Here is a 25,148-nt window from a genome sequence, read left to right as displayed (position 1 = left end):
CAAAGAAAAAAATATTATTTTTTCGTGAACTTATCTGTTTAATTTGTTTAAAATGACAAAATATTGGATTTTAAAATATATTTAAAATACTGATATTCAATTAGATGAATTGTTATTTCTATTTTTATAAATGGTATGAAAAAAATATTCGAATATTTACTGTTTAGGGTTTAAATTGATGAAAAACGGGTCGAAATTCAAGGATTTTTACCTTTCAAAAATTCCCAAAATTGATACTCAAGTCTTCAATTTTTGAAATTAACGTGATTTTTATCAGTTTTTTGGCCTCAGAAAAAATGTGTATTTTCTAATTATTGATAAATTGTCATATTTTAACATCTTGCTCTGATTAATTTTAAATTATCTTTATATATATGATATGACTGTTGTCATAAGAGCATTTTGTGGCATGATTTTTATTTCGGTAAGTACTTACGCCTAATTTGGTCAAAAAAACACGCTCTATATTCTTAAATTTTCTTAATTTTTCTCAAAATAATAATTTTATTTTATTGTTAATCAGTTGATTAAAACTTTAAATTAATTTTTTGTTAATGGAATACATATTATCTATATATTTATCGAAAAGTATTTCTGTGCAATTTTAGTGTAATTTAATGCAATCGATTACGCAATGTTTAACAGGTTTTTTTAGAAACCGTAATTTAAGTTTAAAATCTAGAGTATGACAAAATCAGAATTTCGTTACGCCCATCATCCCGAAGATGTAAAAAAATATACAACTGAAGACCTGAGAAGGGAGTTTTTAATGAATGATTTATTCAATGAAGATCAAATCAATGTAGTGTATTCTATGTACGACAGAATGATCGTGGGTGGTGCAATGCCTGTAAAAAGCGTATTGAAACTGGAGCCTACTGATGATCTGAAGGCAGAAAACTTTCTAGACAGAAGAGAATTGGGAATCATCAACGTAGGTGCTGCCGGAAAGGTAACCGTTGATGGAGAGGTTTTCGAGCTTGAAAATAAGGAAGCTTTATACATAGGAAAAGGAGCAAAAGATGTTGTTTTTGAAAACGGAAATGAAGGTCAGACTTTATTCTATTTCAATTCAGCTCCTGCGCATCACACTTTCCCTACAAAGAAAATCACTAAAAACGAAGCTGAAATTGTAGAATTGGGAGAAGCAAAATACGCAAACAGACGAACAATCAACAAATTGATTGTCAACAGCGTATTGGAAACCTGCCAGCTGCAAATGGGAATGACCGAGTTGCACGAAGGAAGTGTTTGGAACACGATGCCTTCTCACACGCATACCCGTAGAATGGAAGCTTATTTTTATTTCGATCTTGAAGAAGGGCAGGCGGTAAGTCATTTTCTTGGCCAGCCGAATGAGACCCGTCATATCTTTATGAAAAACAATGAAGCAGTCTTGTCTCCGGAATGGTCTATTCACTCAGGGGTTGGTACTTCCAACTACACTTTTATCTGGGGAATGGCAGGAGAAAATATGGATTATGGCGACATGGACGCTGTTAAAACTAACGAACTAAAGTAATTTTTTCTACATGAATTTATTCGATTTATCCGGAAAAGTAGCTGTTGTAACAGGCGGTACTCACGGATTAGGAATGGCAATGGCTGAAGGCCTTGCCTCTGCAGGTGCTGAACTGGCAATCACAAGTACAACTCCCTCAAAATTAGATGAAGCCTTAGAATATTATCGCAGTAAAGGATATAACGCTACAGGTTATCTTTTTGATGTGACAGACGAGCTTGAAGCCGCTCAGAAAGTAGCATTAATGCTTGCTACACATGGGAAAATAGACATCTTAGTCAACAATGCGGGAATCATTAAACGTGTTCCGGCTTTGGAAATGGATGTTGCAGACTTTAGAAAAGTAATCGATGTAGATCTTACCGGTCCTTTCATCATGTCTCAACTGGTTGGGAAACACATGATCAAAAGACAATCCGGTAAAATCATTAATATTTGCTCTATGATGAGCGAGCTTGGCCGTGATAATGTAGTGGCATACGCTTCTGCAAAGGGCGGACTGAAAATGCTTACCAAAAATTTAGCAACAGAATGGGCAAAACACAATATTCAGGTGAATGGTATCGGTCCCGGATATTTTGCGACGACCCAGACAGAACCCATCAGAGTAGATGGTCATCCGTTTAACGAATTTATCATCAGTAGAACTCCGGAAGGAAGATGGGGGAACCCTGAAGATCTTGCAGGGACAGCTATTTTCTTAGCTTCAGACGCAAGTAAATTTATCAACGGACACATTATCTATGTGGATGGAGGTATTTTGGCGACCATCGGGAAACCTGCTAATGAATAACACAAGAATTTTACAGAAATGAAATCTTTTATTACAGATCAATTTTTATTACAAAATAAATACGCGGAAGAATTATACTTCAATTTCGCAGAAAAACAGCCAATCATCGATTATCACAATCATTTGATTCCTAAAGATATTGCTGAAGATACGGTTTTCGAAAATATTTCTAAAGTTTGGATTGCGGGCGATCATTACAAATGGCGTGCAATGCGTACGATGGGTGTGAACGAAAGATTCATCACAGGTGACGCAACAGACAAAGAAAAATTCGAGGCTTGGGCAAAAACAGTTCCTTATACATTAAGAAATCCTTTGTACCACTGGACGCATTTAGAATTAAAGCGTTATTTCGGAATCGATGAATTATTAAACGAAAAAAACGCATCAGATATTTACGACAACATCACGGCACAGCTTCAGACTCCTGAAAAGTCGACAAGAGGTTTGCTGAAAATGATGAACGTAGAATCTTTGTGCACGACTGAAGATCCGATTGATGTTTTAAATTATCATCAGGATTTGGCAAAAAGTGATTTCAGCATCAAAGTAAGTACAGCTTTCCGTCCAGATAAAGCAATTTTAATTGAAAACCACAACTTCGCAGACTATATTTCTAAATTGGGTGAGTCAGCTGGAATTGAAATCAACTCTTACCAGACTTTATGCGATGCTTTAATCAAGAGGATTGAATATTTCCACGAAAACGGATGCAGATTGTGCGACCACGGATTGAACAATATTTCTTTCGAGGAAGCTTCAGAAGCTGAAGTGAGCGCAATTTTCAATGATAAAATTTCAGGAAAAGTGATTGCTGAAAAGCAGGTAAATCAGTTCAAAACTGCGATTTTATTATTCTTAGGCGAAACATATCACAAATTCGGATGGGTTCAGCAGTTCCACTTGGGAGCATTGAGAAACAACAACGAAAGAATGCACAGAATTTTAGGTCCTGATACAGGCTGGGATTCTATCGGTGACTTCGTTCAGGCTGAAACTTTGTCTAAATTGCTAAACGCTTTAGACGGAAAAGACAAACTGACCAAAACAATTTTATATAACTTAAATCCTGCCGACAACGAAATTTTCGCTACAATGATAGGGAATTTCAATGACGGCAGTATCAAAGGAAAGGTACAGTTCGGATCGGGCTGGTGGTTTTTGGATCAGAAAGACGGAATGATCAAGCAGATGAATGCCCTTTCAAACATGGGATTGATTAGCTGTTTCGTAGGAATGTTGACAGATTCAAGAAGTTTCTTATCTTACCCGAGACACGAATACTTCAGAAGAGTGTTGTGTAATCTTTTCGGAGAAGAAATGAAAAACGGCGAATTGCCGGATGATATGGAACTGATTGGGAAAACTATTTCCGATATTTGTTATCATAATGCTAAAAATTATTTCGATTTTTAAATTTCGAATTAAATAAAATTTGAACCATTAAGGATGATTAAGGAGTTAAGGTTTTTTAAGCTTAAAATCTTAGATTTTATTAAGCAGATTGCTTAGAGCGAAGCTCAACTTAACTATTCTCAACTCCTTAATAAATCTTAATGGTTTAAATCATAACAATAATTTACATATCTGCAATTTTTCTAAACCTGAAAAATCTTTGTGAGCTTGGCTGAGTGGAACGCCTTTGCGAACTTAGAAACAGTTAGTAGTTTAAAAAAATCTTAGCGCACTTTGCGTTTAAATAACAGCAGATATTAAACAGAGTATTTAAAATATGGCTAACAAAATACTTACTTTCGGTGAAGTAATCATGAGGCTTTCACCTCCCGGAAATAAAACAATGAAACAGAGCCACGAGATGGAATTCTTTTTCGGCGGAACTGAGCTCAACGTAGCTTCTTCATTGGCAACAATGGGTTGCGACGTAACGCACATCAGCAATGTATCTGATGATTTTGTGGGAGAATCAGCATTATCTTTCATCAAAAGTTTTGGGATCGACACGACTTTCATCAATAAAAATGAACATCCTTTAGGTTTATATTTCCTTGAAGTCGGAGCATCCGTTCGTGCAAGCAGAATTGCTTACAACAGACTGAACGGTTCTTTTGCCAACATCAAACCAAAACAGATCGACTGGAAAAAAGCCCTTGAAGGTTGCGACTATTTCCACTGGACAGGCATCAGTCCCGGAATTTCCGAAGGTGCTTATGAAACTTTGAAAGAAGGTTTGTTGACCGCCAGAGAAATGGGAATTGAAGTAACAACCGATCCTGCTTACCGTTCCAACCTTTGGAAATACGGTAAAAATGGAAACGAAGTTTTAAAGGAATTGGTTTCTTACTCAACGATTTTCATCGGTGGAGTGAATGAGATCAATGAAATTTTGGGAACTCAGTTTTCATCAGATCAGCAAGGTTTCATGGAAGCTTGTGAAGAATTAAAAAAGCAATGTCCTTCCATTCATAAAATTTTCGACAAAATAAGAATCGGGGTTACGGCAAGTTCTCAGCAAACGCAGGGAAGGGCATTGATCAACGGAAATTATTTTGAAACCAAATTTTTAGAAATAGACAACGTTGTCGACAGAATCGGGACAGGAGATGCTTTTGCAGCAGGTTTAATTTATGGTTTATTAAATTTCGATGACGAAAAAGCTTTAAATTTTGCCAACGCAGCCTGTGCCATCAAACACACCATTTTAGGCGACATCAATTACTGCAGCGCAGAAGATATCCTCGAAGTAATGGTCGGAAATTCCGGAGGACGCATCAAAAGGTAATTCGCTGTTAGCTTTTGGCAATTGGCTCAGGAAGTTCTTCGAAATAAAAAAGTTTATTAATTAAAATTTTAATGGTCTTTTATAAGCGAAGCGGCTTTGTGAAACCAAAGAACAGTTAGTAAGAAAAAACCTTTGTGAACTCTGTGTTCAAAAAAACAGCATAGAAAGTCCCAACGGGACGATTTATCAAAGGATAGGATAAAATCCTATCAAATAATACATTTCTTCTCAACCTAAATTGGTAGAAGAAAACCAAATTTTAACAAAGTCCTCAACGGGACAGCATACCAAAGGATGGATAAAACCCCATCAAAGATTATTTTAACAAAATAATTAAAACAAAATGACAAAAATTCAATTGGTTACAAACACCATTATTGATCAGGGAGCTTTGCCTCTGTATTACAATGCTGATGAAACGGTAACTTTAGAAATATTAAAATCGCTTTACAAAGCAGGAATCCGTGCGGTAGAATATACCAGCCGTGGAGCAGCTGCGTTGAGCAATTTCACAAAAATGGTAGAAGTTCGTAATGCAGAAATGCCTGAAATGCTTCTCGGTATCGGAACTATTAAAAATGTAAAACAAGCAGAAGAATATTACAGGGCAGGAGCAGATTTCTTTATCAGTCCGGGGTTTGTGGCGGAAGTTGCAGCATTTTTAATTCCGAAAGACTTATTGTACAGTCCGGGTTGTATGACACCTACCGAAATTATTGCGGCGGAAACTGCTGGGGTAACTTTCATTAAATTATTCCCAGGAAATGCTTTGGGACCAGGATTTATGAGTGCCATCAAAGATGTTTTCCCGAATCTGAAATTTATGCCGACCGGAGGGGTTGATACCACGAAGGAAAGCATTGAAAGCTGGTTTAAGGCCGGAGTTTCTGCTGTAGGAATGGGAAGCAAGCTGGTAAGCAAAGAATTAATGCTTGCGAAAGACTATGCGACAATAGAAATTGAAACCAAAAAAGTGCTGGATATCATTCAGACTTTAAAATAAATACATTGACTATGAGTTCAGTTAAATCTATTAAGCCGACACAATACAGGTGGACGATCTGTCTTCTTTTATTTCTCGCCACCACGATCAATTATCTGGATCGTCAGGTTTTATCTTTGACATGGAAAGATTTTATCGCACCGGAATTTCACTGGAATAACAATGATTACGGAAACATCACCGCATTATTTTCTATATTTTATGCAGTGGGAATGCTTTTCGCAGGAAAGTTTGTGGATTTCATGGATACCAAAAAAGGTTTCCTTTGGGCAATCGGAGTTTGGTCTGTGGGGGCAGTTCTACACGCATTCTGTGGAATCGCAACTTCAGGAATTCTTACAGGAACTTGGACGGCCGGTTTTCATGGTTCTAAAGAATTGATCGGAACAGTTTCCAACACTTCTGCAATCATCAGTACGAGTGTTACTTTATTTGTTTTTGCACGTTTCGTATTGGCGATTGGTGAGGCAGGAAATTTCCCGGCAGCGATCAAAACTACGGCAGAATATTTTCCTAAAAAAGACAGAGCATTTTCTACAAGTATCTGGAACGCAGGAGCAACTGTTGGAGCATTGGCAGCACCGCTTACCATTCCATTCATTGCAAAATCAATGGGTTGGGAATGGGCATTTATTATCATTGGTGCTTTAGGATTTGTATGGATGGGACTTTGGGTTTTCGTTTACAAAAAACCTCATTTACACAAGAGAGTTAACGAGCACGAACTAACTTACATCAATCAGGATCAGGATGATCTTCCGAATGAAGACACTTCAGTTCCTGAAAAAGTATTTACGTTCAAAGAATGTTTCAGCTACAGACAGACCTGGGCTTTTGCCTTCGGAAAGTTCATGACAGACGGCGTTTGGTGGTTCTTTTTATTCTGGACACCGGCTTATTTAAGTTCGGTTTACGGAATGGATTCCACAGAAAGTGCATTGCCACTATTCGTACTTTACATGATTACTTTATTGTCTATCATCGGCGGATGGCTTCCAAAATATTTTGTTGAAAAGAAAGGAATGAACGCTTACAACGGGAGAATGAAAGCGATGTTGATTTTCGCATTTTTCCCTCTATTAGCACTTTTAGCACAACCTTTAGGAACAATTACGTATTGGTTACCTGTTTTAATTATCGGAGTTGCAGGAGCGGCACATCAGGCTTGGTCGGCAAACATTTTCTCAACCGTAGGCGATATGTTCCCGAAAAAAGCCATCGCAACGATCACAGGAATTGGCGGAATGGCAGGGGGAATCGGATCATTTATCATTAATAAATCTTCAGGAGTTTTATTCGATCACGCCCACAAAGCCTGGTCAACAGTAGATGGAGTTCCGTTATTGGAAAAATATCCTCAATACGTAAACGATCGTTTGCCGGATGGATTTTTTGAGCAGTTGGAAAAGTCAGGAGCCGTAGTTTCAGACGGAATTGACAAAGGATACATGATCATTTTCTCAATTTGCGCAGTCGCTTATCTGATTGCATGGGTCGTAATGAAATCATTGGTTCCTAAATATAAGGTAATCAGTAAATAGAAAATAAAATTTAAACCATTAAGGAGAATTAAGAAGTTAAGAAAAAGTAAGATTTTGCAAGCAAATTGAAGTGCGACCTTAAGAAATTTATTTCTCTCAAATAACCTTAACTCCTTAATAAATCTTAATGGTTCAAATATAAAACTTTGAGTTCTTAGCTAAGTAAAACGCCTTTGCGAACTTAAATATATACATCAAGCATTAAAAAAATCTTCGCGGACTTTGCGTTTAAAAAAGCATTCAGCATCAAGATTTCATCGAATTAAAATCACAATTTAATTCAAATTAGAAAAATGGAAAATCAGACAAAACAAAAATTAAACCGTCAAAATAGCGGTATAGATACAAAATTACCAATCAAAATCGTACAGTTCGGGGGAGGAAACTTCATGCGTGGATTTACAGATTATGTAATTGATAAATTAAACAAAGAAGCAGATTTCAACGCAGGAATTGTCAATATTCAGCCGACACCCAACGGTTCAGTTCACAAACTTGAAGAACAGGGGAATCTTTATACTTTATTTTCAAGGGGAATTAAGAAAGGAGAAATCATCGATGAGAAATGCGTGATTTCGGCGATTCAGAAGTCGGTAAATCCTTATTCAGATTACAACAGTTTCTTGGAGTTGGCAAAAGAAGAAGAACTTGAATTTGTTTTTTCAAATACAACCGAAACTGGAATTGCCTACGACGAAACTGAAAATACCTACGAAGGTCCGCACAAAAATTTCCCTGCGAAAGTAGCGGTTTTACTTCACGAAAGATACAAGCATTTCAATGGGGCAGCAGACAAAGGTTTAAGAATTATTCCTTGCGAGCTGATTGAAGAAAATGCGGTTGTTTTAAAAGGAATTATTTTAAAATATGCCCAACTTTGGAATTTAGATGAAGGTTTTGCAGAATGGGTTGAAAACAGTAATCACTTCCACAATACTTTGGTCGACAGAATTGTTCCGGGCTATCCGAAAGATGATGCTGCGACGTATGAAGACCAGTTGGATTATGAAGACCCGATGATGGTGGTTTCAGAAACATTCCTTTTATGGGTGATTCAGGGAGGTGAAGATTTAAAACAGAGAATTCCTTTTGATCAGATCAACGAACAGATTTTGGTGGTGGATAATATCCAGCCATACCGTTTAAGAAAGGTCAGAATTCTGAATGGCGGACATACTTTGATGTTGGCTCCGGCCATTTTAGCAGGAAAAGAAATCGTAAAAGAAGCGATTGATGACCAGTTTATCGGAACTTTTTTAAGCGAATCGATATTTAATGAAGTCAACCAGACTTTAGGGTTAGATGAAAATGAACTGAAAGAATTTGCGGAAGAAGTATTCGACAGATTCAGAAATCCTTTTATCAAGCATCATTTGGCAAGTATCGCTTTATATTTTGTTTCTAAATTTAAAGTAAGAGTCCTTCCGAGTTTACTGACTTATGTTGAAAGAAATAACAAACTTCCATTGAACTTAACGTTCTCTCTGGCAAGTTTAATCAGATTCTATCAGGGAAGTTTTGGTGAAAAATCTCTTCCTCTGAATGACGAAGAAGCCATCGTAAACAGATTCAGGGAAATCTGGAAAAACGAAGATTACGAAGTGGTTTCAGAACAGGCGTTAAGCGAAAAACTGTTTTGGGATACCGACCTTACACAGTTGGAAGGCCTGAAAGCCGCAGTTGCAAAAGCATTGTACGAAATCGACCACAATGAAATGGAAACTGCCTACAAAAATTTTATTCAATCTTATTCTTAAAAAAATCATGCAAAAGAAAGTACTGAAAGTAAATCCCAAAGACAACGTTATTGTAGCGCTGTTAGATTTGCCTGCCGGAGAATCGGTGCACTTAGACGGTACAGATTATACGATTCTTAAAGATATTAAAGCAAAACATAAATTCGCTGCCATAGATTTTGAGGATGGCGACCATATCATCATGTATGGCGTAATCGTTGGAAAAGCCAACCAATCCATCAGACAGGGCGAAGTGATTACCACCGAAAACGTAAAGCACCAAAGTGCAAAAGTAGTCGGGAAAACCGAAACTTTAGGCTGGACTCCTCCGAATGTAGATAAATGGAAAGACCGCACTTTCATGGGATATCACCGTGAAGACGGACAGGTGGGAACAGAAAACGTTTGGCTGTTTTTCCCGTTGGTATTCTGCGAAAACAAGAATATCGAAACGCTGAAGGATATTTTTGAAAAAGAACTGCTTCACGATAAAGCCAGCAAACATCAGTTATTACTGCGTTCTTTATTGAACGGCGGTGCAACTGTTGAAGTTGAAGAAGAACAAGCGGATACAAGAGTGTTTAAAAACATCGATGCAAGATTCATCACACACCAAGGCGGTTGTGGCGGAATCCGTCAGGACGCTGAAGCATTAGGAAGACTGTTTGCAGGATATGTCAACAACCCGAATGTTGCCGGAGCTACGGTTCTCAGCTTAGGGTGTCAGAATCTTCAGGTTCAGATTTTCATGGATTCACTTCATGCATTGGCTCCAAATAATAAAAAACCAATCGTCGTTTACGAACAGCAAAAATCGGGTACCATCGATGAAATGCTGACCGGCGTTATCAAAGATTCATACGAAGGCATTAAAAAAGCCAATGAAATAGAAAGAAAACCAGCATCGATCACCAAACTGAACATTGGTCTGGAATGTGGTGGTTCAGACGGTTTCTCAGGAATTTCTGCGAACCCTGTTTTGGGTGAAGTTTCTGATATTATGGCAGCCGTTGGCGGAACAACCATGTTGGCCGAGTTCCCTGAATTGTGTGGAGTAGAGCAGGAGTTGGTCAACCGTTGCATCAACGATGAAGACGGTGTAAAGTTCCTGAAACTGATGAAAGATTTTGAAGCCTCTGTGGTTGCGGCAGGATCAGGATTTGATATGAATCCGTCTCCCGGAAACATCAAAGACGGTTTAATTACCGATGCCATGAAATCTGCAGGAGCTTCCAAAAAAGGCGGCGCTGCACCCATCGTGGAAGTTCTCGATTTTACAGAATACGCCACAAAACCAGGTCTGAATCTTTTGTGTACTCCCGGAAATGATGCCGAGTGTACAACCGCTTTGGTTGGTTCCGGAGCAACAGTTGTTCTTTTTACTACAGGTCTTGGAACTCCGATGGGAAATCCTATCACGCCGGTTGTGAAGATTTCTTCCAACACAATTTTGGCGGAAAAAATGTCAGACATTATTGATTTCAATGCAGGTACCGTAATCAGCGGAGAAAAAACAATTCCCGAAGCGGCAGACGAACTTATGGAACTCATCATCAACGTGGCCAGCGGCGAGGTAAAAACCAAAGCGCACGTTCTGAATCAGAATGATTTCATTCCATGGAGACGAGGTGTCTCTCTGTAATGGGTTAATTATATTAAATATTAGGGTTGAAAATGCTTTCTACATTGTGTAGGGAGCATTTTCTTTTTATACATCTAAAACTTTGTATATTTAGAAATTGTACTATAAGTAAGATATATGATATTTAATGGAATTAATAATCAAAAAATAGAATTTAAATTATTACTTTTTGATCGAGATGAATGGGAACTTATGACAGGTTCAACGACTATAACAGAACCATATGATATTGGTCTTAGATTAGATATGGTTAAGATTGAAGTGCTTACAAGTATATTTATTTCTGATGTTAATAAAATGATTCAATGGTTTGATGGTTTACATGTGAAAAAATCAGTTGAGTATAAACTCTTTGTTCTTCATAATCAATTGACATTCGAATTACTCCAGAATAATGCTGATTTTAAAACTATCCGAATAGAATATGATGGAACACTGCCAGTACCAGGAATAGGAGGATGCTCAGAGTATATAGATGATTCTTTGCAAAAAGATTGTATTGAATGCAAATTGGATAATGAGAATTTGAACAGAATTATTATTGAATTAAAAAATGAATTGTATCAGTCACTAGAAAGCTATAAGTAGAATTTTATAGAGATAAGTCTCAATTTCTTCTTTTATTTCTAAATTGAAAATGTCACGGATTGCAAATCCGCGACATCGGATCTTTTGTGTAGAATATTTTCTCCCACTTTATTTTATCATTTATTATATCAAAATTTTCTACTTGTTCGAAGGTAAAAGTAGATAGTAAAGTAAAAAGTAAAATTAAACTTTTCATTAAGCGTAATTTTTTTTAGGAAAAATAATAAAATTGATGTTTCACATTCATGCATTATTTTCTTATTTGGTAAATTTCATTCAAATTTTTTAATAGTGATTTTGTCAGTATGTGCTTTTAAGACTTCACCTTTGGTAATATATTTCGTTATATTTAATGGACTGACTTGACACTTATTTAAGTGTGTAATTAATCGGTCAAGAAAACGAGATAAAATATCTGAGCTTTCTGATTTTATTATAAATAGATTATCAATAGTTTCTGCATCATCGAAAGCTAAAGGTTTAATTATATTGTTTTTAAATGTTCCAATCGTTAAATATCCACTATTTAGCACCACTATATCATTTGCAAAATATTGTACAGGTCGAACTGAATCAACTTTATCAATATTGCCATCAACAGCAAAAATAAAAGTGAACAATGGATTCTTATATTTTTGATCTAGACTAAAAGATAGTATATCTCTTACATCTGACATGTTGTCTATTTGATTATATGCTGTGTTTTCAACTAAGCAATTGGTCATATTGTCCCTCAAGTGAATTAGTTTATTTGCAAATTCTACTGAATGATTAGGCTTAAGAGTTTTTTTTATCTCTCCAACAGCCAAAACTGTTTCTATTGGATAATAAACCGAACCGTTCATGCTTTCGAAAAATTTAGGTGTACTCAATCTATCAAAAATAATTATATCAAATTGATTGCTTACATTTCCTAAATGATCTATTATTTGTCCTTGTTTCACTTAAATATCTTTCTGGAAGAAAGAGACTGATTTTTTCTCTAATAATTGATTCTACCTCCCTACCAGATTCATCAATATTTGAAGCGGAATGTATTTGTTTAGCTCTTATACAAGCAATGTTAATATCATTAATTATATTGTTAATAGCATTTACAAAATCGTAGTTCTTCATAATCTAATATTTAATCAAATATAATTAAACTTAAACATTAATTTTATGAAAATGAATTACCCACGCTTGCACCAGCGAAAAACAAAAACAATTTCTACATTCCTGCGAAAACAAACCACCCCGTCAAAAATTCTTTCGAATTTTCGCCACCCCTCCGGAGGAGGGGAATTTTTCACTTTTTGCTTTTTATTGAATATTTGGCTAACATTTTCTAAATTTGAATTAAAGTCTTATTTTCTTACACAGACTATAATTCCCCTCCCTCGGAGGGGTGGATTTTTTCGAAGAAAGAAGACGGGGTGGTTTAAACAGCACAAAACAAAAAACACAACATAATGAAAGAAATATTAACCCATATCAGCGGAATTCCCATCAGTGAAAACTACTTAGAAAATCTACCATACAATCCCAAATTAAAGCCATTATTACACGGAAAGCGAAAAGCAGGAATTTTAAGTGAAGTAATTTTTTGGAAGCAAGTGAGGGCAAAAAGTTTTCATCAGATAGATTTTGACAGACAAAGAATTATAGGAAATTATATCGTTGATTTTTATGTTAAGAAATTAGGATTGGTTATTGAAATTGATGGTTGGAGTCATGATGTTAAAAAAAATTATGATGAAGTAAGGCAGAAGTATTTAGAATCTTTAGGACTGAAAATATTTAGAGTTATTGATTTTGATGTGAAGAATAATCTGGGTAAGGTAATGAAAGATTTGGAGGATTTTATTGTTGAGAATTATAGCTGCTAAAACCACCCCGTCTCAATTTTCTGTGAAAATTGATCCACCCCTCCAGAAGAGAGGAATTTCTACACATAGTCTCTTGTCGAAAATGTAACCATGTTTTTTTTATTTGGATTACAATTTCAGATTGATGCGCCACAATAATTCCGCTCCTTCGGTTTACTGTTTCAGACTGGAAACGGATAGAGTTTAAGATGAGAAGTGTTTAATAAGATTAAAACAAAAGGCTGAAATTTTACTTCAGCCCTTTACAGAAAAACATTAGGTGTCCAGACAGATTATTTTATCCTGTTACTTTAAGGTTCTTAATTTTTCCGTCAGCAATTTTAAAATGAAATTTCAAAGTCAGAGGACTTCCCGGAAATGTTCCTGCAATTTTTGCCGACAAAATATTTTCTTTTTCATCATAAGCTACCGGATCCATCGTTGCTTTATAGTCTCTGTTGGATTTATCGATCCACTTTTCGATTTCTGCTTTTCCGATATGGGTTTTGCCTTCATCAAATACATGGGCATTTTCTGCGAAACAGTCTGCATAAGCTACACTGTCAAATTCATTTTGGCTTTTAACTAATTCTTCAATTACTTTAGGTAAGTTCATACTATTATATTTTTTTGAGTTATTAAATAGTTGGTACGGTTCCTCCGTCGATGACATATTCGGTTCCTGTTAAATAGCTGGCTCTTGGCGAAACAAGAAATCCTACAAATTCAGCGACCTCTTTCGGTTCGGCAGGTCTTCCAAAAGGAATTCCGCCCAGTGCATCCATAACGCCCTGTTGCGCTTCTTCTACAGTGCTGTTTGCGTTTCTCGCAATTTCGCCCAGCCAGTCTTTCGATGCTGTCGTATTGATCCACCCCGGTGAAACAGCCAAAACACGAACACCTTCTGGAGTCACTTCATTCGACAGACTTTTACTGTAATTTCTCAATGCTGCTTTCGAAGCGGCGTAAGGCAAAGTAGAATCATACAGAGGAAGTTTACCCTGAATGGAAGCAATGTGGATAATAACTCCACTTTTTCTCTCAATCATTTGAGGTAAAAATCCTCTGTCCAGTCTTACGGGAGCAAGTAAATTAGCCTTTAATGTAGATTCCCAGTCTTCATCTGATAATGCATTAAAACCACCGGCAGGTGTTGTGGATGAGCCGAGGTTGTTAATCAGAATATCCAGTCGGCCATACGTAGACATTATTTCACTGATTACCTTCTGTGTTCCTTCTGCAGTACTCAAATCGGCAGCTATGAAATGCAGATTGCTGTTTTCTTCTTCCGGCGCATTTCTTGCGGAAATAATAACAGTTGCCCCGGCTTTCAATAGTCTTTCTGCAATAGCTTTTCCGGCTCCTTTTGTACCTCCTGTTACCAAAGCAATTTTGCCTGATAACTCATTGTTGAAATTAAATTGTTCCATTTTGATAATTTGTTTATAGGACAAAATTGGGGGATAAAAACAGTTTGTACAAGTACGGAATTACGATTCAGATAGGGATAAATTATTCCCCTATTGTGCAAATCGGAACATACGTTTAAATTTGCTTTATGTATGAGAGAAAAATAATCCCGAACCTAAATTGCGGTCTCGATCTGATCGGTGAGGTACTTTACGGCAAATGGAAAATACGTCTGCTCTGGTTTATCGATCAGGGACATCAAAGACCTAGTGAATTGCAGCGCAAAATTCCTGATGCTACAAGGAGGGTTTTGAATATTCAGCTAAAAGAACTGGAAGATCATGAATTGATTACCAAGAAAATTTATCCTGTAGTGCCGCCCAAAGTAGAATATAGTCTTACTGAATTGGGCAAAAGCGTTATTCCGGTAATTTTGCAGTTGGGAATCTGGGGTGATCAAAACGAAACGCATTTACGTACTGTTATTTTAAAACGTTTGAACGCAGAAAGCGAGTCGCTTCGCTTGGAAGAATGAGGAGTGAACGTTGAGTCGCTACGGTAAGATAGTGGTATCATTGCAAAATGTAAAATTCCCCTCCCTTGGAGGGGTGGCGAAAATTCGAAAGAATTTTTGACGGGGTGGTTATGAAAGTATTAAGATATAAAAGTTGTTAAAACAAAACATTTATTTCCTCTTCGAAGATTTCCTCACACAAATTTTAGGCGCAAGCACAACCCTCTTTTCAATAGAAACTCCGGAAGAATTATCTTTAATATTATCCAAAAAAACCTGTCCTGCCATATTTCCCATAATGAGAGGAGTCTGATCCATCGAACTCATCGGAAGTTCCATAAATTGGGTAAAAGGTTCATTTGAGAAACCGATTACAGCAACTTCCTGAGGTATTTTGATCTTTCGTTTTTTTAATTCCTGACAAGCACCCAAAGCAGCAAAATCACTGGCAGAAAATATCGCATCTGGAATCGATTTGCTTTCCCATAAAGTTTTGATGGCTTCAATTCCGGCATCGATCGAACTTCCGGTATAGATAATGTTTTCCTCCTTTACCTGAAAGTTGTGATCTATTAAGGCTTGTTTATAACCGTTCAGACGGTTTTGATAGATTTCAAGATTTTGGTCTCCCGAAAAGTGACAGATATTCTTGTAGCCTTCATCAATCAGATGTTCTGTTGCCATGTAACCACCACGGTAATCATCAACCGTCACCGTACTTATCCCCGGAATATCTTTCTTTCTGTCAAAGAAAATAATTGGAGTATTCGTCGTATTTAAAATATGCTGAATATGTTCTGTATCCACTGTCGTTCTGGAAACCGACATGAAAATTCCGTCCACCTGTGCGTTTAACAAGGTATTGAGGTGCTTTTTTTCAATTAAAACATCTTCATGACTTTGGCAAATAATGACGTGATAACCATAAGCAGAGAGTTCTTCCTCAATTCCACGAATGACAGACGAAAAGAAATTGGTGTTTACAAAAGGAACAATGATGCCTACATTTTTGGTTTCACCACTTTTTAAAGCTTTGGCGAGATTATTCTGTTTGTAGTTCATTTCCTTCGCAGTTTTCACTACCAAATCCTTTGTAGCCTGGCTTATTCTCGGGTTATCATTCAATGCTCTCGAAACCGTTGCCACACTTACGTTTAGCTTTCTGGAAATATCATAAATAGTGGCGTTTTTCTTTGTCATACCTCGTTTTCTATTGTTTAAAACAATGAATGTTTCTTCATCATTATTGATGTGAATTTAATCATTTAACGTAGAAATATATTTTAGATATGAATATTTTCTAAGCTTTTTTAAATGACAAATTACAGCGATAAATTTAATTAAAATTTATTATTATAAAAGTCTTTTTGAAACAAAGGATATTTAGGCCTAAAAAATAAAAAGAGCACCGAAAAAATTCGATGCCCTACAAACTAATTATAAAACTAAAGTATATTTATTTTTTCCAAACCTTTTCGATCTCCTCTAAAGATTTTCCTTTGGTTTCAGGTACCCATTTCCAGACGAAGAACAGCGATAAAACACTCATCACACCATAAAATCCGTAAGTAAATGCGCCACTGAATTCCATCATAAAAGGGTAGGTGGATGAAATTAAATAATTCGCTGCCCATTGAGCGGCAACAGCAATTGCAATCGCACTTCCTCTGATTTTGTTAGGGAAAATTTCTGAGATTAAAACCCAGCAAATCGGGCCCCATGACATCATAAATGAAGCCGTATAAACGATGATAAATACCAAAGTTAAAGTTCCGATGATTTGATAGTACGACAAAATCGCAATCGCAAACATTCCAATCGCCATCCCGACTGAACCAACTATCAATAATGGTTTTCTTCCCCATTTATCAACTGTGAAGATTGCGATGACGGTAAAAACAACATTCACCAATCCCATCACAACGGTCTGCAGCATTGATGAATCTTTGTGAACACCCATACTTTCAAAAATCCTTGGAGCGTAGTATAAAGCCACGTTAATTCCCACAAATTGCTGGAAAACAGAAAGCAAGATTCCAATTACGATCACAGTTTTCCCGAAGGCGAAAATTTCACTTTTATGCTCAACAACAGTGCTTTTAATTTCAGAGAAAATTTCTTTCCCACGCGCTTCACCATTGATTTTGGTTAAAATTTTCAACGCTTCCTCATCTTTATTAATGAACGTCAGATAACGCGGTGTTTCAGGAACGAAAAACAATAGAATTCCGAATAAGGCAGAAGGAATTGTCAAAGATAAAAACATATATCTCCATCCGATCTCGTTGATCCATTCTACGGTTTGTCCGCTTGCGATGCCCCAGTTCACAAAGTAAACCACGAGCATCCCGAAAATAATGGCAAACTGATTTAATGATACCAGTTTACCACGTATTTCGGCAGGTGCAATCTCACCAATGTACATCGGGCAGACCGCCGAAGCGAGTCCTACGCCGATTCCACCAATGATCCTATAAAAATTAAATGCCAGCAAAACACCCATAGAATGTTCGCCGTGTTTGAAGAATAAAAATTCAGGATACGCCGCTCCCAAAGCACTGATGAAGAACATAAATGCCGAAAGCATCAATGATTTTTTTCTTCCCAGCTTTGTGGAGATTATCCCGGAAATAGCGCCACCGATGATGCATCCGATCAATGCACTCGAAATGGTCGCTCCGTGTGCCAATGAGCTCAATCCCAAAGGAATAATTAAATATTCCTGAATCGATTTTTCAGCTCCGGAAATCACGGCGGTGTCATATCCAAACAAAAGTCCTCCCAAAGTGGCGACCAACGTGAGTACAGTAACGTACAACATATTGATCTGCGCCTTTGTTCCTGAAGAATATTTAGGACCGGAATCTATTATTTGCATAGTTTGATTTAGTTTTGATTGTTAAAATGATTTAAACACGAATTTCACAAATAACACTAATGAATTTGTGAAATTCGTGCGATAAGTTCGTGTCATTTGTGTTTAAAGAGATTATAAATACTGATTAATAATACTCTCAAGATATTCCTGCTTTCCGCTTTCTCTACCAACTTCTCCCAATCCCTGAGCGTAAATGGCAAGATCAGTTAAAGATAAGTTTCCGTTTTCGAAATCTTTACCTTTTCCACTGTCGAAAGAAGAATATCTGTTGGTTCTGATCTCAGAATATTTTGATTTTTCTAAAATTTTGTCAGCAGCTAAGAATGATCTTGCAAAATTGTCCATTCCACTGATGTGAGCGATGAAAATGTCTTCTAAATCTGTAGAGTTTCTTCTGATTTTAGCATCAAAATTAACACCTCCACCTTGGAAACCTCCAGCCTGAATAATCACCAACATCGCCTGAGTCATTTCATATAAATCAACCGGGAACTGATCTGTATCCCAACCGTTTTGGTAATCTCCTCTGTTCGCATCGATGCTTCCCAAGACATTGTTGTCAGCAGCTACCTGAAGTTCGTGCTCAAAAGTGTGTTGTGCTAAAGTAGCGTGGTTTACTTCAAGATTTAATTTAAAATCATTCAGTAAATCATACTGACGAAGGAAATTCAGACACGTAGCAGCATCAAAATCGTACTGGTGTTTTGTAGGCTCCATCGGTTTTGGCTCAATGAAGAAAGTCCCTTTGAATCCCTGAGCTCTTGCGTAGTCTTTCGCCAAATGTAAAAACTTAGCCATATGTTCCTGCTCACGCTTCATATTCGTATTTAGAAGTGACATATAACCTTCACGACCGCCCCAGAATACATAATTTTCTCCACCTAATTTGATGGTCGCATCCAAAGCATTTTTCACCTGTCCACCAGCGTAAGCCAAAACGTCAAATGAAGGATTGGTTGCCGCACCGTTCATAAATCTTGGGTTTGAGAAACAGTTCGAAGTTCCCCAAAGTAATTTTACACCAGAAGCAGCTTGTTTTTCTTTAGCATAATCAGTGATGAATTCTAATCTTTTTGTAGATTCTGTGAAATTATCTGCCTCATCAATCAAATCATAATCGTGGAAACAGTAATAAGGAACGCCTAATTTTGTGAAAAATTCGAAAGCGGCATCCATTTTTTCTGTTGCTCTTTGTTTTGCATCAGAAGCTGTTAACCAATCAAATTGCTGAGTTCCTGCACCAAACGGATCGCCACCGGTTGCGCAGAACGTGTGCCAATAAGCAGAAGCAAACTTGAAATATTCTTTCATTGTTTTTCCACGAACCACCAAATTCTCATCATAAAATTTGAATGCCAACGGATTGTCTGATTCTCTTCCCTCAAATTTAATTTTTTCTATTCCTTTAAAGTACTCTTTGTTTCCTGTCGTAATTGCCATTATTTTGATTTTATATTTTTATTGATTTTTTGAATTTTCTATATTTTTATTTGGGCAGCTTTTGAATAGATCGAAAGCTATTTATTATTTTTTTATGGCAGCTTTTCCGCCTTCCACTCCCGCTTTTTTCTGAAAAAGCCAGCGCATTTCCAATTGTTTTTTTTCAGAAAAAGAGCTCCGTTCAAGTCGGGCTGCGAGTTTGTCATTATACCAAATGAACTCTAATTCATCGTAGTAATAAACTAAGATTCATCAATCACTTGTTCAAGTTTTGTTTTCGATGACCATAACTTTTTCTGTACTGATCCATATTTTTAAATCAGGAATGTAGGTCGGGATAATATCTTTTGCTGTTAAAATATTATTCTACCTGTCTAACACTGCCACTTTCATTGCCGCTGCTCGTGCCATTCCGGATTAAATCGGTGGTGCCAAAAATTTTCATCTCAGTATCTAACAAATATGCAATCGATTGCGCAAAAGAAAGATAAAAGGAATGAATTTTTACCTTCTGCTTTGATGATTCGTTTTCTCAAACCGTCATTCATTAGAATTTCAGTATCATTTCCGAAGAATGATGATTCAGAATTCTTAGGTTTTACCGCAGTTACTTTTCCTTGTTCGTCAGCAATTGAAGCTTTCAGCGAAGAACTTCCAACATCATACCCTGTAAACATTTTTTTTGATTTAATATTTGTTAGAGACTAAATGTAATAATTTTATAATATAAATGAGATTTTTATTTTAAATTCATAATTTTTTATGATAAATCTCTATTTTAAATGCCTGTTTCACAAAGTTTTTTAAAATTCTTGTTATCTTATTTTTTATGATAAGGTAGTTTGCTTTTCGTATTTTGTACTCTAAGAATTTTACCGAAAAAGGCGAGTGAATCTGCAAAATGGGTTAATCTCCTGTAAAAAATGAGATTTTAGAAATAAATTCCAGGATTCGAGCTGAAAATATTATTTTTGAATATGAACAACAGAAATTGCGGGAAAAATACAGGCGACGATATATTATTTTCTTCACAAAAGCAGAGCGACAAACTGAAATTAGCTCTTCAGGATATGCAGTATTTACTGAACCGGGGCTATGCTGAAAAGGCTTCGTCAGATTTGGTGGGAAATCATTACCGATTAAAAGCCCGTCAGATTCAGGCATTGCGAGGAGCCTCGGCTTCTAAACTTCAGATTCAGAATAGAAAATTAAAGGAGCTGGTAATTTCAGATTTAAAAAACAAAACGATTTATCTGGATGGTTTTAATGTTTTGATTTTGTTGGAAAGTGTACTTTCCGAGGCTTATATTTTTGAAGGAACTGATGGTTGTTTTCGTGATCTGTCCGGCGTTCACGGAACTTATAAAAGAGTGAATCAAACACAAAAGTCAATTGAATTGGTTGCTGTATTTTTCAATAAATCACACGCTGAAAACCTGATCTGGATTTTCGACAAACCTGTTTCAAACAGCGGAAGGATTAAAGAAATGATTGTAGATTTTGCTCAAGAAAATGACCTCAACTGGAAAGTAGAATTAGAGTTTAATCCGGATAAATATTTAGTTGAAAATGCAGAAATAATGGTTTCTTCCGATGCCTGGATTTTAGATAATTGTAGAAATTGGTTCAATCTTGTGGGATATTTAATTAATGAAGAAAAACTTTCAGTCAACGTTGTGAAAATGTTTGATTGAGATAAAAAATATACAAATAATTTATTGTGATATTTGTGAAAATATTCGTGCAATTTGTGTTTAAAAGAAATGAAAGTGTTCTAAGAATTCAACATTTTTTAATTTAAAAATCAAGTAGGAAAAATTTAATTATGAATGTATTTGAAGATTATATTACATTCTTTTCAGATGAATGGAAAGAAAGATATCAATCGATTTTAGCTTGTGAACACCTCAATAGTTTAAGTGAAAATATTCAAAAATTTAAAGACAATACTTTAGATTTAAGTCTTCCTGTTTTTAATGAGGAAATAAAAATTGACCGAGATGAAAGTTTTAATCAGTTCATCGATGTTTTTAATTCGCAAAATTCAGATAAAATTAAAGCCAAGGAATTAGAAGAAATTCCATTTGAATATTGGCTGAATATTTTAGGGCAAAGACTAACTTCGGCAAGTTTGCGGGATGAAAATGCCATCCCGCCATCAAAAAAGATGTTAATTGAAGCCTGTGAAAAGCCTTTCAATAATGAAATTACCATCGCACAAAGAGCCTGGGAAAAGCATGTAGGAAGAATGGAAGACCAATTTTGGGGCGAAGTAAAAGGAAATAATGAACAAAAAAGGCAAATGGTCATGGAGAAAATTAATTTTATTTTAGATCAGAAAACATGGTGGAATGTTTTCTATCATTACAAACACGAATTGGTTTTTGAAGTCAGAGAAATAAATGGTCACGGAATCCGGTGGAGCCACGGTGGAAAAAATCTGATTGGCTTTTTGGAGGGTTTTATTAATGAATGATGTAAATATTAAATAAAAAAAATACTGCGTAAAAAGATTGCGTACCTTATTGATAATTTTGATCCCGAATTTTAGAATATCATCTTCCATTTCTGCTAAAATGAAAAATATTTACAACAAAGGAACTTTCAGAAGCTTCGAATATGGTAAAATCGGACCTTATTTAAAAAAGCATGGAAATAAAAAATGGAGGAGAACTGAAAAATCTGAAATCGAAAATCAACTTAGTGAAACCATTAAATTTTTTAAGCAAAGAAGAAAAAATCGAAAACTAATCTGGGTTAAAATCACAAGAGAAATTAATGGAAGAACGGATTCTGATTACAGAAGTTTCAATTCAGAAAAATCTTTTAAAGATTCAATAAACAGAGCACATGTAACAAGATATTTTTTAATCAATAAAACAAACAAAAAATGAACACATTTATAGATATTGGCATTAATCTGACCAATAAACAATTTAACAACGAACACGAAGAAATCATCAATCGAGCTCTCGACAATGGAGTCGAACAAATGATTCTTACAGGAACAAGCGTCCGTGGAAGCAAAGAATCAGCTGAAATCGCAGAAGATTATCCTGAAATTTTATTTTCAACGGCCGGAATTCATCCTCACGACGCAAAATCTTATAACAATGAAAGTATTAATGAATTAAGGAGATTATTAAAACAAGACCACGTCGTTTCAGTCGGAGAATGTGGACTGGATTTCGACAGAGATTTTTCACCAAGATCCATTCAGGAAACATGTTATTGCGCCCAACTCGAATTATCCATTGAAATAAATAAACCTCTTTTTCTTCACGAAAGATCAGCTTTCAAAAGATTTAACGAAATCACCGACGAATATCTATCCAAACTTCCAAAAGCCGTGGTTCATTGTTTTACCGGAACTTTAAATGAAGCAAAAAATTATCTGGATAAAGGATTTTACTTAGGATTTACTGGAGCAATAAGCGATACCAACAGATTCAAACATTTGGAAGAAGTGATTAAATATGTTCCGCTCGACAGAATGATGATTGAAACCGATGCGCCTTTTATGCTTCCGAAAAATATGCCGAGAATGCAAAACCGCCGAAACGAACCGCAATTTTTATCCTATGTTGCCCAGACAATCGCAAATCTCAAAAAAATAAGTATTTCAGAGGTTGCAGATGAAACTACAGAAGTCGCAAGAAATTTTTTCAGAATATAAAAAAGAGCTCTACTGATCAAGTAAAGCTCTTTTTATTTATAGCGATTCTTTCTTATTAAATTACTTTCAAAGCAGCTTCCAAAGCCAATTCAATCATCGGTTTCAACGCTTTTTCTCTTTCGTCTGCCGAAATAAATTCTTTGGTCGGAATTATATCAGAAACCGTAAGAATAGTCGCTGCATTTTTACCTAAATATTTTGCGTTGGCAAACAATCCGAAAGCTTCCATTTCTACTGCAGGACAATTGTATTTCGTCGCAATTGCAGGTGTTGCAGGATCTTTTCTGTAAAAAATATCACTGCTGTGGATGTTGGTTGCCTTAGCTTTTAACGATAATTCTTCAGCCGTTTCATTGATGATGTCAAAAATATTTCCCTGATGAGACATAACTTCCTCTTCAAATCCCCAAGCGTATTTCGCATATGTACTTTCGCTGGCCGCATTTTCAACATTGAGAATGTCAAATAATTTCACATCACTCGAATATCCGCCACAAGTTCCGATTCTGATGATCGTGTCAACCTCATATTCTGTGTACAACTCGAAAGAATAAATTCCGATGCTCGGGAAACCCATTCCGCTTGCTCCCACAGAGATTTCTTTGCCTTTGTATGTTCCGGTGTAATAGAAAATACCTCTCGTTTTACTTACCAGTTTTGCATTTTCAAGAAAATTTTCTGCAATATACTGCGCACGAAGCGGATCTCCAGGCTGCAAAACAACTTTTGCGATCTCTCCTTTTTTGGCACTGATGTGTACACTCATATTTTTGTTTTAAATTTCAGCAAAGATAAAAACTTTTTAAATGGCATTGCATGAAACAAAATAGTAAACCAATTACAACTATTCATGACCAATTACTCATAATTAGGAGCTATTTCCTGCTCTCCGCACTCGCTATTTTTCGTGTTTCGGCTGCAGCGGCTTGCCGCCGCAGCCGAAACACGAAAAATGAGCTCAAACAAATGTTGCGATCATGGCTAGGAAAAGGCAAAATCAGTATTCTCAGAAACTTATTTCCAAATTATAAATATTTCGATAAATTAAAGCAAATGAAATAATATTTAATTCTTAATCCTTGATTTAAAATTTTATTCTCAGCAAAATAATTATATTTTTGTCATATCATGGAAATGAAATCCCCATTTTTAGACACTTTATTTCTGCTTCGGAAAGAAGAATGTATTACTATTTTTGAAGAAGTAAAAAAGATCTCTCCCAAAGAGGAGCAGGAAGCGGCAGCATATTTTGAAACCGAATTTGAAAAAGAAAGACTTGAATTTTTATCTGATCAGATTGCGTTTGATAGAGATTCTGCAGTTTGGGCAGCAAAAATTTTGTATCACAGCGTGCAGCTTTATCTTGTTCGTGAAAATACAGAAAAAGATCTTGCTCGGTTGATTCCGACATTTAAAGGAAAACTTACGCTTTCATCAAAATTATCTGCGGATTTGTCACTGAGATTTTTGCCACAGATTATCATAGCTCTGAAAAATTTGGATGCTGATGATCCGCTGATTCCACTTCTTGAAAATATTTTACAACAGTTTCATTATTCCGGGATTGATGCAGATTTAGATTTAGAAAAACTCAATTGGGAAGAAGAGCTGCAAGATAAAACATACAGGAAACTTTATCTCGAAAGAATTGTAGAAAATAAAGTCTACAGACTAGCAGAAATTCCATACATCAACGCTTTGCTGACCGCAGAATTCGGATGGTATAAAGATGTTTTCTGGAGACAATTAAAAATAATAGAAAACTAATTTCTGTATTTCTTAGCTGAGTAGAACGCTTGCGAAAAAAAATATGCTAAT

The 25,148-nt window shown here is 36.0% G+C and carries 25 protein-coding genes; 17 read left to right on the top strand and 8 right to left on the bottom strand.

Annotated elements, in window-relative coordinates; all coding sequences use genetic code 11:
• The first annotated feature begins 685 nt into the window (after window positions 1-685).
• From kduI to LNP04_RS06900, 9 genes are all read left to right on the top strand, one after another.
• Window positions 686-1,522, top strand: a complete 837-nt coding sequence (gene kduI, locus LNP04_RS06940) for a 5-dehydro-4-deoxy-D-glucuronate isomerase (RefSeq protein ID WP_229985811.1) — start codon at window positions 686-688, stop codon at window positions 1,520-1,522.
• 10 nt (window positions 1,523-1,532) lie between these two features.
• Window positions 1,533-2,315 (top strand): gluconate 5-dehydrogenase, encoded by a 783-nt coding sequence (locus tag LNP04_RS06935; protein WP_229985810.1) that lies wholly within the window; start codon window positions 1,533-1,535, stop codon window positions 2,313-2,315.
• A gap of 18 nt (window positions 2,316-2,333) precedes the next feature.
• Window positions 2,334-3,731, top strand: coding sequence for a glucuronate isomerase (uxaC, locus tag LNP04_RS06930; protein ID WP_229985809.1), 1,398 nt, complete (start codon window positions 2,334-2,336; stop codon window positions 3,729-3,731).
• A gap of 316 nt (window positions 3,732-4,047) precedes the next feature.
• Window positions 4,048-5,055: a sugar kinase gene (locus tag LNP04_RS06925; protein WP_229985808.1), complete on the top strand. Its 1,008-nt coding sequence runs from the start codon at window positions 4,048-4,050 to the stop codon at window positions 5,053-5,055.
• Between the two features lie 343 nt (window positions 5,056-5,398).
• Window positions 5,399-6,058, top strand: a complete 660-nt coding sequence (locus tag LNP04_RS06920) for a bifunctional 4-hydroxy-2-oxoglutarate aldolase/2-dehydro-3-deoxy-phosphogluconate aldolase (RefSeq protein WP_229985807.1) — start codon at window positions 5,399-5,401, stop codon at window positions 6,056-6,058.
• An 11-nt stretch (window positions 6,059-6,069) separates the two neighbouring features.
• Window positions 6,070-7,599: an MFS transporter gene (locus LNP04_RS06915; protein WP_229985806.1), complete on the top strand. Its 1,530-nt coding sequence runs from the start codon at window positions 6,070-6,072 to the stop codon at window positions 7,597-7,599.
• 293 nt (window positions 7,600-7,892) lie between these two features.
• A complete protein-coding gene (locus tag LNP04_RS06910; protein WP_229985805.1) occupies window positions 7,893-9,356 on the top strand; it encodes a tagaturonate reductase in 1,464 nt (487 codons plus the stop codon).
• Between the two features lie 7 nt (window positions 9,357-9,363).
• Window positions 9,364-10,977 (top strand): UxaA family hydrolase, encoded by a 1,614-nt coding sequence (locus tag LNP04_RS06905; RefSeq protein WP_229985804.1) that lies wholly within the window; start codon window positions 9,364-9,366, stop codon window positions 10,975-10,977.
• Window positions 10,978-11,094: 117 nt separating this feature from the next.
• Window positions 11,095-11,565: a hypothetical protein gene (locus tag LNP04_RS06900; protein WP_229985803.1), complete on the top strand. Its 471-nt coding sequence runs from the start codon at window positions 11,095-11,097 to the stop codon at window positions 11,563-11,565.
• Window positions 11,566-11,837: 272 nt separating this feature from the next.
• Here the strand turns inward: LNP04_RS06900 and LNP04_RS06895 are convergent, their stop codons facing one another.
• Window positions 11,838-12,509, bottom strand: a complete 672-nt coding sequence (locus LNP04_RS06895; protein WP_229985802.1) for a DUF6602 domain-containing protein — start codon at window positions 12,507-12,509, stop codon at window positions 11,838-11,840.
• 507 nt (window positions 12,510-13,016) lie between these two features.
• Here LNP04_RS06895 and LNP04_RS06890 point away from each other — a divergent pair.
• Window positions 13,017-13,433 (top strand): endonuclease domain-containing protein, encoded by a 417-nt coding sequence (locus LNP04_RS06890; RefSeq protein ID WP_229985801.1) that lies wholly within the window; start codon window positions 13,017-13,019, stop codon window positions 13,431-13,433.
• A 277-nt stretch (window positions 13,434-13,710) separates the two neighbouring features.
• Here LNP04_RS06890 and LNP04_RS06885 read toward each other — a convergent pair whose 3' ends face one another.
• A complete protein-coding gene (locus tag LNP04_RS06885; protein ID WP_229985800.1) occupies window positions 13,711-14,028 on the bottom strand; it encodes a nuclear transport factor 2 family protein in 318 nt (105 codons plus the stop codon).
• A 22-nt stretch (window positions 14,029-14,050) separates the two neighbouring features.
• Complete coding sequence (locus tag LNP04_RS06880) at window positions 14,051-14,842, bottom strand: SDR family oxidoreductase (protein WP_229985799.1); 792 nt, start codon at window positions 14,840-14,842, stop codon at window positions 14,051-14,053.
• 128 nt (window positions 14,843-14,970) lie between these two features.
• Between LNP04_RS06880 and LNP04_RS06875 the strand changes: the two genes are divergently transcribed.
• A complete protein-coding gene (locus LNP04_RS06875; protein WP_229985798.1) occupies window positions 14,971-15,357 on the top strand; it encodes a helix-turn-helix domain-containing protein in 387 nt (128 codons plus the stop codon).
• 150 nt (window positions 15,358-15,507) lie between these two features.
• On the opposite strand, the gene LNP04_RS06870 is transcribed toward LNP04_RS06875, so the two are convergent.
• From LNP04_RS06870 to LNP04_RS06855, 4 genes are all read right to left on the bottom strand, one after another.
• The gene (locus tag LNP04_RS06870) at window positions 15,508-16,536 is read right to left on the bottom strand and encodes a LacI family DNA-binding transcriptional regulator (protein ID WP_229985797.1); all 1,029 of its coding nucleotides are present in this window, start codon (window positions 16,534-16,536) and stop codon (window positions 15,508-15,510) included.
• Between the two features lie 256 nt (window positions 16,537-16,792).
• A complete protein-coding gene (gene xylE / locus LNP04_RS06865; protein WP_229985796.1) occupies window positions 16,793-18,214 on the bottom strand; it encodes a D-xylose transporter XylE in 1,422 nt (473 codons plus the stop codon).
• A 111-nt stretch (window positions 18,215-18,325) separates the two neighbouring features.
• Window positions 18,326-19,654 (bottom strand): xylose isomerase, encoded by a 1,329-nt coding sequence (gene xylA / locus LNP04_RS06860; RefSeq protein ID WP_229985795.1) that lies wholly within the window; start codon window positions 19,652-19,654, stop codon window positions 18,326-18,328.
• 446 nt (window positions 19,655-20,100) lie between these two features.
• Entirely contained in the window at window positions 20,101-20,331 is a 231-nt protein-coding gene (locus LNP04_RS06855) for a hypothetical protein (protein WP_229985794.1), read from the bottom strand.
• 300 nt (window positions 20,332-20,631) lie between these two features.
• On the opposite strand from LNP04_RS06855, the gene LNP04_RS06850 reads away from it, so the two are divergent.
• The 4 genes from LNP04_RS06850 (at window position 20,632) to LNP04_RS06835 (ending at window position 23,330) form a co-directional block, all read left to right on the top strand.
• Complete coding sequence (locus tag LNP04_RS06850; RefSeq protein WP_229985793.1) at window positions 20,632-21,348, top strand: DUF434 domain-containing protein; 717 nt, start codon at window positions 20,632-20,634, stop codon at window positions 21,346-21,348.
• Window positions 21,349-21,479: 131 nt separating this feature from the next.
• Entirely contained in the window at window positions 21,480-22,130 is a 651-nt protein-coding gene (locus tag LNP04_RS06845) for a hypothetical protein (RefSeq protein WP_229985792.1), read from the top strand.
• Between the two features lie 100 nt (window positions 22,131-22,230).
• A complete protein-coding gene (locus LNP04_RS06840) occupies window positions 22,231-22,548 on the top strand; it encodes a hypothetical protein (RefSeq protein ID WP_229985791.1) in 318 nt (105 codons plus the stop codon).
• A complete protein-coding gene (locus LNP04_RS06835) occupies window positions 22,545-23,330 on the top strand; it encodes a TatD family hydrolase (RefSeq protein WP_229985790.1) in 786 nt (261 codons plus the stop codon). Before LNP04_RS06840 ends, LNP04_RS06835 begins: the two co-directional genes overlap by 4 nt.
• Before the next feature lie 55 nt (window positions 23,331-23,385).
• On the opposite strand, the gene deoD is transcribed toward LNP04_RS06835, so the two are convergent.
• Complete coding sequence (gene deoD, locus LNP04_RS06830; RefSeq protein ID WP_229985789.1) at window positions 23,386-24,096, bottom strand: purine-nucleoside phosphorylase; 711 nt, start codon at window positions 24,094-24,096, stop codon at window positions 23,386-23,388.
• A 50-nt stretch (window positions 24,097-24,146) separates the two neighbouring features.
• Between deoD and LNP04_RS06825 the strand changes: the two genes are divergently transcribed.
• On the top strand, window positions 24,147-24,392 hold the full coding sequence (locus LNP04_RS06825; RefSeq protein WP_229985788.1) for a hypothetical protein: 246 nt from the start codon (window positions 24,147-24,149) through the stop codon (window positions 24,390-24,392).
• Window positions 24,393-24,458: 66 nt separating this feature from the next.
• The gene (locus LNP04_RS06820) at window positions 24,459-25,097 is read left to right on the top strand and encodes a hypothetical protein (RefSeq protein WP_229985787.1); all 639 of its coding nucleotides are present in this window, start codon (window positions 24,459-24,461) and stop codon (window positions 25,095-25,097) included.
• Window positions 25,098-25,148 lie beyond the last annotated feature (51 nt).

The sequence above is a fragment of the Chryseobacterium sp. C-71 genome, from assembly GCF_020911865.1.
Taxonomy (GTDB): Bacteria; Bacteroidota; Bacteroidia; order Flavobacteriales; family Weeksellaceae; genus Chryseobacterium.
Note: the sequence above shows the minus strand (reverse complement) of the source record. Positions and strands in the feature narration are given on the sequence as shown.

What these genes read in the sequence shown, in the direction of transcription:
- kduI (WP_229985811.1), top strand. Translation starts at nt 686, where the DNA reads ATGACAAAATCAGAATTTCGTTACGCCCATCATCCCGAAGATGTAAAA.
- LNP04_RS06935 (WP_229985810.1), top strand. Translation starts at nt 1,533, where the DNA reads ATGAATTTATTCGATTTATCCGGAAAAGTAGCTGTTGTAACAGGCGGT.
- uxaC (WP_229985809.1), top strand. Translation starts at nt 2,334, where the DNA reads ATGAAATCTTTTATTACAGATCAATTTTTATTACAAAATAAATACGCG.
- LNP04_RS06925 (WP_229985808.1), top strand. Translation starts at nt 4,048, where the DNA reads ATGGCTAACAAAATACTTACTTTCGGTGAAGTAATCATGAGGCTTTCA.
- LNP04_RS06920 (WP_229985807.1), top strand. Translation starts at nt 5,399, where the DNA reads ATGACAAAAATTCAATTGGTTACAAACACCATTATTGATCAGGGAGCT.
- LNP04_RS06915 (WP_229985806.1), top strand. Translation starts at nt 6,070, where the DNA reads ATGAGTTCAGTTAAATCTATTAAGCCGACACAATACAGGTGGACGATC.
- LNP04_RS06910 (WP_229985805.1), top strand. Translation starts at nt 7,893, where the DNA reads ATGGAAAATCAGACAAAACAAAAATTAAACCGTCAAAATAGCGGTATA.
- LNP04_RS06905 (WP_229985804.1), top strand. Translation starts at nt 9,364, where the DNA reads ATGCAAAAGAAAGTACTGAAAGTAAATCCCAAAGACAACGTTATTGTA.
- LNP04_RS06900 (WP_229985803.1), top strand. Translation starts at nt 11,095, where the DNA reads ATGATATTTAATGGAATTAATAATCAAAAAATAGAATTTAAATTATTA.
- LNP04_RS06890 (WP_229985801.1), top strand. Translation starts at nt 13,017, where the DNA reads ATGAAAGAAATATTAACCCATATCAGCGGAATTCCCATCAGTGAAAAC.
- LNP04_RS06885 (WP_229985800.1), bottom strand. Translation starts at nt 14,028, where the DNA reads ATGAACTTACCTAAAGTAATTGAAGAATTAGTTAAAAGCCAAAATGAA.
- LNP04_RS06880 (WP_229985799.1), bottom strand. Translation starts at nt 14,842, where the DNA reads ATGGAACAATTTAATTTCAACAATGAGTTATCAGGCAAAATTGCTTTG.
- LNP04_RS06875 (WP_229985798.1), top strand. Translation starts at nt 14,971, where the DNA reads ATGTATGAGAGAAAAATAATCCCGAACCTAAATTGCGGTCTCGATCTG.
- LNP04_RS06870 (WP_229985797.1), bottom strand. Translation starts at nt 16,536, where the DNA reads ATGACAAAGAAAAACGCCACTATTTATGATATTTCCAGAAAGCTAAAC.
- xylE (WP_229985796.1), bottom strand. Translation starts at nt 18,214, where the DNA reads ATGCAAATAATAGATTCCGGTCCTAAATATTCTTCAGGAACAAAGGCG.
- xylA (WP_229985795.1), bottom strand. Translation starts at nt 19,654, where the DNA reads ATGGCAATTACGACAGGAAACAAAGAGTACTTTAAAGGAATAGAAAAA.
- LNP04_RS06855 (WP_229985794.1), bottom strand. Translation starts at nt 20,331, where the DNA reads ATGTTTACAGGGTATGATGTTGGAAGTTCTTCGCTGAAAGCTTCAATT.
- LNP04_RS06850 (WP_229985793.1), top strand. Translation starts at nt 20,632, where the DNA reads ATGAACAACAGAAATTGCGGGAAAAATACAGGCGACGATATATTATTT.
- LNP04_RS06845 (WP_229985792.1), top strand. Translation starts at nt 21,480, where the DNA reads ATGAATGTATTTGAAGATTATATTACATTCTTTTCAGATGAATGGAAA.
- LNP04_RS06840 (WP_229985791.1), top strand. Translation starts at nt 22,231, where the DNA reads ATGAAAAATATTTACAACAAAGGAACTTTCAGAAGCTTCGAATATGGT.
- LNP04_RS06835 (WP_229985790.1), top strand. Translation starts at nt 22,545, where the DNA reads ATGAACACATTTATAGATATTGGCATTAATCTGACCAATAAACAATTT.
- deoD (WP_229985789.1), bottom strand. Translation starts at nt 24,096, where the DNA reads ATGAGTGTACACATCAGTGCCAAAAAAGGAGAGATCGCAAAAGTTGTT.
- LNP04_RS06825 (WP_229985788.1), top strand. Translation starts at nt 24,147, where the DNA reads ATGAAACAAAATAGTAAACCAATTACAACTATTCATGACCAATTACTC.
- LNP04_RS06820 (WP_229985787.1), top strand. Translation starts at nt 24,459, where the DNA reads ATGGAAATGAAATCCCCATTTTTAGACACTTTATTTCTGCTTCGGAAA.